10 protein-coding genes are annotated in these 13,258 nt (G+C 69.3%); 4 read left to right on the top strand and 6 right to left on the bottom strand.

Annotated elements, in window-relative coordinates:
* Positions 1–141: 141 nt before the first annotated feature.
* From ASF20_RS12135 to ASF20_RS12115, 5 genes are all read right to left on the bottom strand, one after another.
* Complete coding sequence (locus ASF20_RS12135) at positions 142–786, bottom strand: riboflavin synthase (protein WP_056213892.1); 645 nt, start codon at positions 784–786, stop codon at positions 142–144.
* Position 787: 1 nt separating this feature from the next.
* Positions 788–1,930, bottom strand: a complete 1,143-nt coding sequence (ribD, locus tag ASF20_RS12130; RefSeq protein ID WP_056274541.1) for a bifunctional diaminohydroxyphosphoribosylaminopyrimidine deaminase/5-amino-6-(5-phosphoribosylamino)uracil reductase RibD — start codon at positions 1,928–1,930, stop codon at positions 788–790.
* Between the two features lie 11 nt (positions 1,931–1,941).
* On the bottom strand, positions 1,942–2,526 hold the full coding sequence (nrdR, locus tag ASF20_RS12125; protein WP_244476410.1) for a transcriptional regulator NrdR: 585 nt from the start codon (positions 2,524–2,526) through the stop codon (positions 1,942–1,944).
* Positions 2,527–2,666: 140 nt separating this feature from the next.
* A complete protein-coding gene (gene glyA / locus ASF20_RS12120; RefSeq protein WP_056274539.1) occupies positions 2,667–3,971 on the bottom strand; it encodes a serine hydroxymethyltransferase in 1,305 nt (434 codons plus the stop codon).
* Positions 3,972–4,244: 273 nt separating this feature from the next.
* Positions 4,245–5,543, bottom strand: coding sequence for a L,D-transpeptidase family protein (locus ASF20_RS12115; protein WP_056274537.1), 1,299 nt, complete (start codon positions 5,541–5,543; stop codon positions 4,245–4,247).
* Between the two features lie 332 nt (positions 5,544–5,875).
* Here ASF20_RS12115 and ASF20_RS12110 point away from each other — a divergent pair, with 332 nt between their 5' ends.
* The 4 genes from ASF20_RS12110 to ASF20_RS12095 all read left to right on the top strand — a co-directional run bounded on the left by ASF20_RS12110 (position 5,876) and on the right by ASF20_RS12095 (position 10,658).
* Positions 5,876–6,199: a hypothetical protein gene (locus ASF20_RS12110; protein WP_244476409.1), complete on the top strand. Its 324-nt coding sequence runs from the start codon at positions 5,876–5,878 to the stop codon at positions 6,197–6,199.
* 42 nt (positions 6,200–6,241) lie between these two features.
* Positions 6,242–7,231: a DUF1775 domain-containing protein gene (locus ASF20_RS12105; RefSeq protein WP_056274534.1), complete on the top strand. Its 990-nt coding sequence runs from the start codon at positions 6,242–6,244 to the stop codon at positions 7,229–7,231.
* 220 nt (positions 7,232–7,451) lie between these two features.
* Positions 7,452–9,614: a TonB-dependent receptor gene (locus tag ASF20_RS12100; protein ID WP_082501306.1), complete on the top strand. Its 2,163-nt coding sequence runs from the start codon at positions 7,452–7,454 to the stop codon at positions 9,612–9,614.
* A gap of 63 nt (positions 9,615–9,677) precedes the next feature.
* The gene (locus tag ASF20_RS12095) at positions 9,678–10,658 is read left to right on the top strand and encodes a hypothetical protein (protein WP_082501305.1); all 981 of its coding nucleotides are present in this window, start codon (positions 9,678–9,680) and stop codon (positions 10,656–10,658) included.
* 72 nt (positions 10,659–10,730) lie between these two features.
* On the opposite strand, the gene ASF20_RS12090 is transcribed toward ASF20_RS12095, so the two are convergent.
* Entirely contained in the window at positions 10,731–13,163 is a 2,433-nt protein-coding gene (locus ASF20_RS12090) for a penicillin-binding protein 1A (protein ID WP_056213908.1), read from the bottom strand.
* Positions 13,164–13,258: the final 95 nt, after the last annotated feature.

The following is a 13,258-nucleotide window of genomic DNA, read 5'->3' as shown; positions in this document are numbered from 1 at the left end:
GACCCTCGGGGATCCGTCGGTGCGCAAGACTCGACCGGCCGGACCTGTCCTGCGCCCGCAGGCGCGAGCGATAGACCCTAGGCGCCGTGGCGACAAGCGCGAGCCCCGCCAATCCGGGACGGCGGGTGCTGGTCCGCGCGCTCAGGTCCCTGCGGCGGCGCGGCTCTCGGACAGGCGGGCGGCGTAGCGGGCGATGAGGTCGACCTCGAGGTTGAGCCGATCCCCGGCCCGCCGCTCGCCCCAGGTGGTCACCGCCAGGGTGTGCGGGATGAGCAGCACCGAGAACAGGTCGCCGTCCACCGTGTTCACGGTCAGCGAGGTGCCGTCGAGGCAGACGGAGCCCTTCTCGGCGATGAAGCGTGCGAGCTGGGCCGGGGCGCGCAGGGTGAAGCGATCCGAGGGGGCCCATTGCGGATCCCCCGCGCCGCCCGTGACGGGGTCTCGGGCCACGAGTTCGGCCAGGCCGTCCACATGGCCGGTGACGAGATGGCCGCCGAGCTCGTCGCCGATCTTCAGGGAGCGCTCGAGATTCAGGCGCCGGCCCTCGCGCCACGTGCTCACATGGGTGCGGGCCAGCGTCTCGGCCGCGGCATCGACGGCGAAGATGCAGCCGTCCTCGGCCGGCTCGATCGCGACCGCCGTGAGGCAAGGGCCCGAGCAGGCGATGGAGGCACCCAGCGCGATGGTGGCGGGATCGTAGTGCGAGCGGATGCGAATGCGGCGCAGGCGGTCGTCGCCGGCGACCGACACGACCTCTCCGACATCCGTGACGAGACCGGTGAACATCTCAGGCGCTCCGCTCGTAGGTGACGGCCCGGTCGGGACCGAGAATCCGGGTTTCGACGACCCGGAGGTGGTGTTCGTCGAGCCGCTTCCGAAGCACATGGCCGATGGCCGGCAGGCCGCCGGTGTCGCCGAGTCGTCCTGGGCCGGTGATGAGCGTGAAGACGTCGACGAGGTCGGCGCCCGCCAGGGCATCGGCGAGGTGCGGGCCGCCTTCGCAGCAGAGGCGCGTCACGCCCCGCTCGGCCAGGGCCCGCAAGGCGGCGTGCAGGTCGACCCGTCCCGCGCCGTCGGCATCGACGCCGATCACCTCCACACCGAAGGAGGCCAGCATGCGCTTGGCGTGCACCGGAGCCCGGCGGGTGCTGAGGATTAGGGTCGGAACGTCGCGGGCGCTCCGCACCAGGGTGGTGGAGGGCAGCAGGCGGAGGTTCGAATCGAGCACGACGCGCAGGGGCGAACGGTCGGACAGCCCCGGCAGCCGGACCGTGAGGGACGGATCGTCGGCGCGCGCGGTGCCGATGCCGACGAGGATCGCATCCGCGTGCGCTCGCCAGAGATGGACCGCTCCGTCGGCGATGGGGCCGGTGATCCGCAGGCGCTCGGCGGGCGCACCGGCGAAACCATCCTGGGTCTGGGCGAGCTTGAGGTGCAGGCTCGGCCGCCCCCGCGTCACGCGGGTGACGTGGCCGCGATGATCGCGGGCGGCCTCCTCCGCCAGGAGGCCCGTGGTCACCGCGATCCCGGCGGCGGCGAGGAGATTATGGCCGCGCCCGGCGACCCGCGGATCGGGGTCCTCCAGGGCCGTGACGACGCGGGCGATGCCGGCTGCGACGATGGCGTCGGTGCAGGGTGGGGTCCGTCCGTGATGGGAGCACGGCTCCAGGCTGACGTAGAGCGTGGCGCCGCGGGCCGCCTCCCCCGCCATGGCGAGAGCGATCGGCTCCGCGTGCGGGCGGCCGCCGGGGGCGGTCACGCCCTGGCCGACGATCCGCTCCGCACCGGGCGGACCCGCCACCACCACCGCGCCGACGGAGGGGTTCGGCCAGGTGCGTCCGAGGTTGCGATGCCCGAGGGCGAGGGCGAGACGCATGTAGCGGCGGTCGGTCTCGCCCGGGCCCGCGGTCTCCGTTCCGGCGGTCTCCATTCCGGCGCTCCTCAAGCCCGGGACTTCGGCTGGCGCTTCGGCCGGAGGGGCGTGACCGTCGCGGAGAGATCCGGAAGCCGGTCCCCGGTCGCGGTTCCGCCCGCCCCGCGCGGCTCCTCCGAGCCCGTATCGGCCGGGAGGGCAGCCGGATCGGAGAGGGTCCCGAGCAACGCCTTGAAGTCGCTGGCCTCGCGGAAATTCTTGTAGACCGAGGCGAAGCGCACGTAGGCGACGTCGTCGAGCCCCTTCAGGCCCTCCATCACGAGTTCGCCGATGGCCTCGCTGCCGATCTCGGCCTCGCCGCTGCTCTCGAGCTGACGCGTGATGCCGCTGACGAGGCGTTCGATGCGCTCGGGGTCCACCGGGCGCTTGCGCAGGGCGACCCCGATCGAGCGCTGGAGCTTGTCGCGGTCGAAGGGCACGCGCTTGCCCGAGCGCTTGAGCACGGTGAGTTCGCGCAACTGCACCCGTTCGAAGGTGGTGAAGCGACCGCCGCAATCCGGGCAGACCCGGCGCCGGCGGATCGCCGCTGCGTCGTCGCTTGGGCGCGAATCCTTCACCTGGGTGTCGGGACCGCCGCAATAGGGACACCGCATCGGACGGACACCTGGGAGGGAGGAGCGCTGAGGGGAAGGCGCGCCGGAAACGACAACGGCCGCGGACTCGAGGGTCCGCGGCCGTTGCATGGCATGGTGAGGGGCGCCGGTTCAAGCGCCCGCTGGCGGGGCGTTGCGCCTCAGCCGTAGATCGGGAAGCGGTCGGTGAGGGCGTGCACCCGCTGCTTCACGCTCGCCTCGACCGCGGCATCGCCCTCGTCACCCTTGGCCACCAGGCCATCGAGGACTTCGACGATGAGTCCGCCGATCTGCTTGAACTCGGCGACGCCGAAGCCGCGCGAGGTGCCGGCCGGGGTGCCAAGGCGGATGCCCGAGGTGATGGTGGGCTTCTGCGTGTCGAACGGCACGCCGTTCTTGTTGCAGGTGATGTCGGCGCGGCTGAGGGCCGCTTCCGCCGCCTTGCCGGTGAGGCCCTTGCTGGTGAGGTCGACCAGCATGAGGTGGTTGTCGGTGCCGCCCGAGGTGATGTTGTAGCCGCTCGACATCAGGGTGTCGGCCAGCGCCTTGGCGTTCTCGATCACCTGCTTGGCGTAGATCTTGAACTCGGGCTTCAGGGCCTCGCCGAAGGCCACGGCCTTGCCGGCGATGACGTGCATGAGCGGGCCGCCCTGGATGCCGGGGAAGATCGCCGAATTGAACTTCTTGGCCAGCGCCTCGTCGTTCGTCAGGATCATGCCGCCGCGCGGGCCGCGCAGGGTCTTGTGGGTCGTCGTGGTGACGACGTGGGCGTGCGGGAACGGCGACGGATGCACGCCGGCCGCGATCAGGCCCGCGAAGTGCGCTGCGTCCACGAAGAAATAGGCGCCCACGGCATCGGCGATCTCACGGAACTTGGCGAAGTCCCAGTGGCGCGGATAGCCCGAGCCGCCGGCGATGATCACCTTGGGCTTGTGCTCGTGGGCGAGGGCCTCGACCTGCTCCATGTCGATGCGCTGGTCGTCGCGGCGCACGGTGTAGGAGACGGGCTTGAACCACTTGCCCGAGACGTTCGGGGGGGCGCCGTGGGTGAGGTGGCCGCCGGCCGCGAGGTCGAGGCCGAGGAAGGTGTCGCCCGGCTGCATCAGGGCCAGGAACACGCCCTGGTTCGCCTGGCTGCCGGAGTTCGGCTGCACGTTGGCGAAGCCGCAGTTGAACAGACGCTTGGCGCGATCAATGGCCAGGTTCTCGGCGATGTCGACGAACTGGCAGCCGCCATAATAGCGGCGGCCCGGATAGCCCTCGGCGTACTTGTTCGTCAGCACCGAGCCCTGCGCTTCGAGAACCGCGCGCGAGACGATGTTCTCGGAGGCGATCAGCTCGATCTCGTGCTGCTGGCGGCCGAGTTCCTGGGCCACCGCCTGCGCGATCTCCGGATCCGCGTCCGCGAGGGGAGCAGCGAAGAAGGTGTTGGAGAAGTGCTTGTCGGCAGCAGTACCGGCGCTCATGGAAAGCCTCGATTGTTGAACGGGCGGACGCACCCGTAATCCGCTGGCGTTGGGCGGGCGGGCGTTCGAAGGCTGGATTACTACACGCGACCGGTTCCAAGGCCAAGCACAGGCATTTTTTTGCGTGGGATCAAAAAAATTCAGCACAGAGCGCGTCGCTCAGAGTCCAGACGGCAACAACCCGTGTCGTGGCGTCGCATCCACCATGCAAAAGGCCCGCGCTTTGGGGCGCGGGCCACGACAATCGTGCGGTTTGATCGCCCGTGAGCGGGCTCAGTTCTCCTCGTCGCCCGGCTCGAAGCTCTGAACCGGCTCGGCGCTGGCGACGGGGGTCGGGGCCGAGAGGGTCGAGGGCACGTTCACGCCGTCGCGCTTGTAGATGTCGTCGCGGAACTGGACGAGGCCGTCCGGGGTCGACCAGGCCGTGATGTAGGTCCAGTAGACCGGAACCGGGGTCGACAGCGTGGCGTCGACCCGCTTGCCGCTCTCGATGGCCTGCTCGACCTGCTCGCGGCCCCAGCCGGGCGTGTCCTTGAGAAGCCAGGTGATGTACTCGCGCACGTTCTGCACGCGGACGCAGCCCGAGGAGATGAAGCGGAAATCGTCGCCGTAGACGCCCTTCGAGTTCGTGTCGTGCATGAACACGCCGTAGGGGTTCGGAATGTTGATGCGCACGATGCCCATCGAGTTGAAGTCGGCCCCCGAATCCTGGCGGTAGCGGTAGCGGGTGCCTTCGTCCGAGTTCCAGTTCACCGAAGCCGGGGAGATTTCGTTTTCGCCGGCGAAGATACGGATCTTGTTCTCGGTGAGGTAGGTCGGATCCTTCTGCATCTTGGGGATCAGGTCCTTCTTCACGATGGAAGCCGGGACCGTCCAGAAGGGGTTGAAATTGATCTGCGTCGCCTTGGTGTTCATGATCGGCGACTGGCGGTCGATCTTGCCGACGCCGGCGGCGTGAAGGGTCACGACCTGGCCGTTCTCCACCGTCTGCACCAGGGCGGCGGGGATGTTGGTGATGACGAACCGATTGCCGAGGTTGCCGGCATAGGAGCGCAGGCGCACCACGTTGATTTCGAGCTGGTGCAGGCGGACATCGGCCGGCACGTTCATGGCCGCCTGGGTGGTCTGGCTCATGGCGCCGGTCTGGCTCAGGCCATGCCGCGCCTGGAAACGCTTCACGCCGGCCGCGACGTAGGAATCGTATACGCCCGAGCCGCCGGAGGCCGGGTCGAGGTCGCCCGTGACGATCAGGCGCTGGCGCAGGGCGGCCACGGCCGGCCCCTTGGCGCCGACGCGCAGGCGATCGGCGCCGGAGACCGGCTTCCATCCGCCGCGATTGACGATATCCCGGTAGCGCTCGATCATCTGCTCCGTGGCCGCCACGGTCTGCGGAGACAGGATCGGCGTCGAGGAGCGCTGCACCTGCATGGCGGCGGGCGAGGCATAGTCCTGCGCCCATTCGGCCTGGGCGAAGCCGCCGGCCTCACGCGCCGTCGCCGACTGGCCGATGACGGCCGCCGATGCGAGCAGCGCGAAGCCGAGCGCGCGGGTGTGGAAAGCCTGTTTCAGCATCGGACGTGAACTCTGATCTGATTTACGAAGCGACATGCGGTGTCGTCGGTCCCGGCAGCGCGCGCCGAGGTCTCGCAACACCCCCTGTCACGACCGTGTCGGGGTACGGTTAAGAACTCATGGGGACCCGGCCACATTGTGGCACGGCGCGGCTTATCCCCGCGATCCCCGGACACGTTCTCTCGACTGCGGCCCGTGTGCCACAGCACGGTGTCCCACCGTGCGATCGGCATGGCGAAACGAGGACCGATGGCGTAAGTCGAAGGACGATGACGCTTCCGGCGAACCAGGCTGGCCACGGAAGGTGGGCCCCGCTGCGCGCGATCACTGCGGTGGTCGCCCTCTACGCGTTCGTTCTCCATGCCGTCCTCAGCGGTCTCGTGCCCCTGCCGGACTCCTCCGCGCACGGCATCCTCTGCCTCGGGCAGATCGACGAGGCCGGCCCCGCTGAACCCGATTCGACCCACGCCCATCATCAGCCCTGTTGCACCGTGGCCGGGCCGATGCTGCACGCGGCGATGCCGGAGGTGTCGGCTCGCACCATCGTCTGGCCGGCGCCCGCGACGAGCCGGGTGACCTGGCGACGCGAGGCGTCCGTCTCCGCTCGTGGACCGCCGGGCACGATCCCCCATCCCAGAGGTCCGCCCGCCGTCTGATCCGATCGCCGATTCCCGATCCCATCAGACACGGACCATCCGATGAACCGCATCCCCCGGGCCGAGCTCTTCGCAGGCCTCCTCCTCTCCCTGTCCGCTACCGCCGCCCTCGCCCACGCCACCCTGGAGCGCAAGGAGGCGAGCCCGAATGCCGCCTACCGCGGCGTCGTGCAGATCACCCATGGCTGCGACGGCCAGCCGACCAACCGCGTCAGCGTCACCATCCCCGAGGGCGTGATCGGTGCCAAACCGATGCCGAAGCCCGGCTGGACCGTGACGACCGAGAAGGGCGCCTATGCCCGCGCCTATCCGTACTATCACGGGGACATTCGCGAGGGGGTGAGGACCATCACCTGGACCGGGGGCAGCCTGCCCGACGATCAGGTCGACGAATTCACCTTCCTGGCGCGGGTCAGCGACGCCTTCACGCCCGGCAGCACGGTCTACTTCCCCGTCGAGCAGGATTGCGCCGCGGGGCAGTACCGCTGGGGCGAGATCCCGGCCGCGGGGCAGGAGGCCCATGCCCTGAAATCCCCCGCCCCCGGCGTCCGCATCGTGGCCGCCGCCTCCGGCCCGGCCCGCGCCGCGGCGTCGAGCGTCAAGGCCGGCGACCTGAGCATCGAGACCCCCTGGATGCGCGCGACGCCCGGTGGCGCCAAGGTGGCGGGCGGCTACGTCCGCGTCACCAACACCGGCAGCCAGGCCGACCGCCTCGTCGGTGCTTCGATCCCCCTGGCGGGACGCACGTCGATCCACTCCATGATCATGGAGGGCGGCGTGATGAAGATGGCCCCGGTCGAGGGTGGCCTGGTGATCAAGCCGGGCGAGACGGTGGAGCTGAAGCCCGGCGGGCTGCACCTCATGTTCGAGGATCTCGCGAGTGGACCAAAGGCCGGCGAGACGGTCGAGGGCACGCTGCGCTTCGAGCGCGCCGGCACCGTGCCCGTCACCTTCAGCGTTGCGCCCATCGGCGCGATGAAGCCGGGTGCGCCAGCCGCCGCCGCGACGGCACCGGGCCACCACGAGCACTGACGCCGCGCGTCCCCGGATCCCGGGGACCGAAGGCCGGCCGGATCCTACCGTGACCGGCCGGCTCGACGCCTGGCGGTGTTTGTCTTCCAACTGGCCCGACCCATCGCTCCGCCGCGCGCATCCCCGCGCGGCGTCCGCCACCCCGCCCCTCTCCCACCGGGATCATGCCGGCCCCTTCGCGCCGTCGCGAAGCGCGGGCCCATGGTCCGGAGCCCGTCCCATGTCCGCGCCTCGGAATGTCTCCCCTCCCCGAAATGAGCTCGCCCTTCGCTCCCCCTGCCCCAAGGCCGCTGCCCTCGCCCTCCTGAGCGGCGCCTCGCTCCTGACCCTCGTCATCGCCGCGACGCCGTCCTGCGCCGAGGAAACGGCTGCCGCGACGTTGTCCGAGCTCAGCATCGAGGGCGCCGCGGCCGGCTCCCTAACGGTGCCGAGCGTCGCGGCCCAGCGCGCTGCGGTGAACGCCACCGTCGGTTCCGTCGCCTTCGTCGACGCCAAGGACTTCCAGGACCGCTACGCCAATACCCTGCGCGACACGCTGAAGGACGTGCCCGGTGTCTACGTGCAGGAACGCTACGGCCAGGAACTCCGCCTGTCGGTGCGCGGCTCGGGCATCTCGCGTGGCTTCCACCTGCGCGGGCTCGAACTGCTGCAGGACGGCATTCCGCTGAACCTCGCCGACGGCAGCGGCGACTTCTACCAGGTCGATCCCCTGGGGCTGCGCTCGATCGAGGTCTACAAGGGTGGCAACGCCCTCACCTTCGGAGCGACGACCCTCGGCGGGGCCATCAACGCCGTCACTCCCACCGCCCAGACGGCCTTCGCGCCCAACATCCTGCGCATCGACGGCGGCGCCTTCAACACGATCCGGGAGAACGTTCAGGTCTCGCGCATCTCCGGCCCGGTCGATTTTCTCGTCAACGGCACGATCACCAATTCCGACGGCTACCGGGACCACGAGACCCAGCGGACGCAGAACTTCAACGCCAATCTCGGCTACCAGCTCGCGCCGGGCGTCGAGACGCGCTTCTATGCCGGAGTCTACCTGACCGACCAGAAGCTCCCCGGCACGCTGAGCCTCTTCAATGCCCTGAACAATCCGACGCTCGCCAATCCGTCGGCGATCGCCGGCAACCAGTCGCGCAAGGTCGAGACCGAGCGGATCGCCAACCGCACCTCGTTTCTGCTCGATGTCGGCAAGCTCGACATCGACACCTGGGCGATTCACAAGTCGCTCTACCACCCGATTTTCCAGGTTATCGATCAGGACGGCTGGACCTACGGGATCGCCCCAAACTGGGCCGGGACCTTCGAGGTCGCCGGCTATCGCAACGACCTGATCCTCGGCCTGCGCGCCTTCGCGGGCCAGAATTCGGCCCTCCAGTTCGTCAACGTCGCCGGCCAGCGCGGCGCGCAGACGCTGCGCGCGGTGCAGAGCGCCTCGAACTACGAAGCCTATGGCGAGAACCGCTTCTGGTTCCTGCCGGACGTGGCCCTGATGGCCGGCGCCAAGGCGTTTTCCTCCAACCGGACCTACAGCAACAAGGGCGGCTTCTCCGGCGCCAACGCGTTCCCCGCCTCGGCCAACGAGACCTATGCGGGTATCAATCCCAAGGTCGGCCTCCTCTGGCAGCCGCTGCCCGACCTGCAGGTCTTCGGCGACATCACAGGGTCGCGTGACGTGCCGGATTTCTCCGACCTCGTGCAGCAGAATACGCTGAACACTACATTCGTGCCGCTGCGGGCGCAGCGCGCCGTGACCTACGAGGCCGGCACGCGCGGGCGGATCGATCGACTGTCCTGGGACGTCACCCTCTATCGCTCGGAGATCCGCGACGAGCTCATCAACTTCTCGATCAACCCGGTCCTCAACATTCCGGCCGCGACCTTCAACGCGCCCCGGACCCGCCACCAGGGCGTCGAGGCCGCAATCGCCCTCGATCTTGCCCGCGACCTGATCGGCACCGGCGACGCGGTCGTGGTTTCGCAGATCTGGACCCACAACGACTTCCACTTCCTCGCCGACCCGGTCTTCGGCGACAACCAGATCGCCGGCATCCCGCGCGATGTGCTGCGCACGGTCCTGACCTATCGCAACCGCGAGGGTTTCCACGTCAGTCCCTCCGTCGACTGGGTGCCCCAGGGTGCCTTCGCCGACCATGCCAACAGCCTGAGGGTGCCGGGCTACGCCCTCCTCAACGTCCAGGCCGGGTACGACTTCCAGAACGGCGTCTCGGTCTTCGTCGATGCCCGAAACCTGACCGATGCCCGCTACGTGTCGGACATCTCCGTCGTCACCGATGCCCGGACCGTCGCGGGCGGCCCGGTGGCCTTTTACCCGGGCGTCGGCCGCAGCATCTTCGGCGGCATCCGCGCCGGTTTCTGATCGGGCGGGAGCGGGCCGCCGGGGGAGGGTGCGCCTTTCGCGGCCGCCCGCTAGAAGCGCGCCATGAATGAGGGTTTCACCATCGCGCGCGCCCCCGGTGTTCCGGCGCCGGACCATCACCCGGACGTGCATGTCGGCCCGGATGGCTGGCTGTTCCTGATCGGCGGCACCAATTCCGTGCTGAGGCAGTATCGCGATCCGGGGATTCCACGCGCCATCCTCTGGCGCTGGCGCCGCATCCTGGAAGCGCGGGTGCGGCGTTGCGCGGGCCTCGGCACCCGCTACGCCCACGTGGTGGCGCCGGAGAAGCTTACGGTCTATCCGCAGGCGTCCGATGCGCTCGCCTTCGACCCCGAGCGCGCGCCGGTCCTGCGCCTGGAGCGCTGGCTCCGCCTCTCGCCGGCCCGGCGCCACTGGATCGATCTCGTACGGCCGTTTCGCGCGCGTGCCGCCGAGGCGCCGCTCTATTGCCGGACGGACAGCCACTGGACCTTCGCCGGATATCTCCTCGCCTATGGCGAGATCTGCCGCCATCTCGGTCTTGCTCCGCGCCAGGATATCCTCCGGCGCCGCATCGGCTCACCCGCACCCTATGCCGGCGATCTCGGCCTGAAGTTCGATCCGATCCGCAGGGAGACGGTGGAGTCCTGCCTGTTCGAGACCTCGGCGCGGCGCATCCACGCCAACAGGCTCGTCAAGGCCTTCGAGGCGGAGGGCCGGGGTCAGGCGGCGCATATCGGCGCCCACGTGGTCTACCGGAACGACTCGCGCGAGGCCGACCCGCGCCGGCTGGTCCTGTTCGCCGATTCCTACGGCCACCATACGTCGACCCCCCATACGGTGAGCCTGACGCCGCTCCTCGCCGACACCTTCCGTGAGGTTCACGTCCTGTGGTCGACGAGCATCGACTGGGGCTACGTCGCCCGGGTGAAGCCGGATTTCGTGGTGTCGGAGATCGCCGAGCGCTTCATGATCGAGCTGCCCCAGACCGGCTTCAACATCGAGAAGCTCGCGGATCTCGCCTTGGCGCGTAGGACAGGCTGAAACGACGAACGCCCCGGAGATGTCTCCGGGGCGCGATGTCGATCGATGGCGGTCCGCGATGGGTGTGCGGGCCTAGTAGAGCCCGCCGGCCTGGGCGGCGCGATCTGCGTCCGGCGGAACCGCGGCCGGGGCGCTGGAGGATTGTGCCGGGGCGGCGACGTAGGCGTCGGGCGGGGCGGTGCCGGGCTTGAAGGCCTCGAGGATGGTACCACCACCCTCGCCCGAGCCGGCGCGCATGCCGGAGGCGGCCGAGACGCGGATCAGCTTGATGCCCGGGGGCACGCGGAACGGCGTCGGCGGCTTGTCCTTGAGGGCCTGCTTCAGGAAGTCCAGGGCGATGGGGGCTGCGAGACCGCCGCCGGTGGCCCGGTCCCCCAGGGAGCGCGGCTTGTCGAAGCCGATATAGACGCCCACCGCGAGGTCCGGCGAGAAGCCGACGAACCAGGCGTCCTTGGCGTCGTTCGTCGTCCCGGTCTTGCCGGCGAGGGGCTTGCCGACCTGCTTCAGGATTGTGGCGGTGCCGCGCTGGACCACGCCTTCCATGATCGAGACCATCTGGTAGGCGGTCAGCGGGTCGAGGACCTGCTCGGAATCGTCCACGAGCTTGGGCTCGTCCTGGCCCGACCACTTGTCCGCGTCGCAGCCGAGGCACTTGCGGTTGTCGTGCTTGTAGATGGTCTCGCCGACGCGATCCTGGATGCGGTCGATCAGGGTCGGGCGGATGCGCCGGCCGCCATTGGCCAGCATCGAATAGGCGGTGACCATGCGCATCACCGTAGTCTCGCCGGCGCCGAGCGACATCGGCAGCACCGGCAGCATGTCGTCGTAGACGCCGAAGCGGCGGGCATATTCCGCGATCAGCGGCATGCCGACGTCCTTGGCGAGCCGCACCGTCATCAGGTTCTTCGAATGCTCGATGCCGTAGCGCAGGGTGTGCGGACCGCCGGACTTGCCGTCGTAGTTCGAGGGCGTCCAGGCCTCCTGGCCGGGGCCCGCCTCGATGGTGATCGGCGAATCCTGCACGATGGAGGACGGCGTGTAGCCGTTGTCTAGGGCCGCCGAGTAGACGATCGGCTTGAAGGAGGAGCCGGGCTGGCGCATCGCCTGGGTGGCGCGGTTGAACTGGCTCTCGTCGTAGGAGAAGCCGCCGACCATTGCGTGCACGCGACCGGTATAGGGGTCCATCGCCACGATGGCGCCCGAGACCTCGGGCCGCTGGCGCAGGCGGTACTGGTTGCGGCTCGTATCCGTCGCCTCGACGTAGACGACGTCGCCGGCGTTCAGCGCCGCGGCGGGCGACCGCCCGGTCCAGCGGGTGCCCTCGGCGGTGATCGTGCCGGTCTCGCGCTCCTTCGAAACCTGGCCGGAGGCTTCGCGGCGCGGCTGCAGGCCGATCTGGGCGGAGCCGCCGGTGGTGTTCAGGACCACGGCGAGGCGCCACGGCGCGACGTCGCCGAGACCGGGCACTTCGGCCACGGCGAGGCCCCAGTCGCGGCCGACGAGGTCGACCTTGGCCTGCGCGCCGCGCCAGCCGTGCGACTGGTCGTAGCGAACAAGACCGTCCACCAGGGCCTTGCGGGCCCAGGACTGCATCTTCGGGTCCAGGGTGGCGCGCACGGAGAGGCCGCCCTCGTAGAGCTTCTTCTCGCCGTAGCGCTCGGCGATCTCGCGCCGGACCTCTTCGGTGAAGTAGTTGGCGTTGGCGGCGTTGGCGAAGGCGACGCGCGGATTGACGCCGAGGGGCATCTTGCGGGCCGCCTCGGCCTCTTCCTTGGTGATGTACCCGTTCTGGGCCATCAGGCCGATGATCTCGTTGCGCCGATCGAGCGCCTTCTGGGTCTGGCGGTAGGGGTGGTAGTTGTTCGGCCCCTTCGGCAGGGCGGCGAGGTAGGCCGCTTCGTTGATCGTCAGTTCGTGAACCGACTTGCCGAAGTAATCGAGTGCCGCTGCCGCGACGCCATGCAGGTTGCGCCCGGGCACGATCGTGCCGAGGAAGATCTCGTTCAGGTAGAGCTCGAGGATCTTGTCCTTCGAGTAGGCGGCCTCGATCCGGAAGGCGATCAGCGCTTCCTTGGCCTTGCGCTCGAAGGTCTGCTCCGGGGACAGGAGGAAGTTCTTGGCGACCTGCTGGGTGATCGTCGAGGCGCCCTGCTTCTTGCCGCTCTTGAAGTTCGTCAGCGCGGCGCGCACGAGACCCTCGGGGTCGACGCCGCCATGCTTGTAGAAGTTCTTGTCCTCGGCCGAGAGGAAGGCCGCGACGACGATCTTGGGCATCGCCTGAATCGGGAGGTAGAGCCGCCGCTCACTGGCGTACTCGGCCAGCAGCGAGCCGTCCGCCGCATGGACGCGGCTCATCACCGGCGGCTCGTAATTGGCGAGCGCGGCGTGATCCGGCAGGTCCTGGCTGAATTTCCAGTAGAAGAACGCGGCCGCCGCGGCGGCGATCACGAAGACCATCGCGCCGACGCTGAACAGGAAGCCGAAGAAACGAAGGATGAAGCGCATCCGGGTCCCGTCCGTCGATGATCCATCGCCGCCGGCCGGCCGCGAGAGCACCCGCCACGATGGCGCGTAGCTCCTCGGACCGTGTCCCATTCCGA

It is taken from the genome of Methylobacterium sp. Leaf88 (assembly GCF_001422795.1).
GTDB lineage: Bacteria > Pseudomonadota > Alphaproteobacteria > Rhizobiales > Beijerinckiaceae > Methylobacterium.
This window is presented reverse-complemented; position numbering and strand designations above follow the sequence as displayed.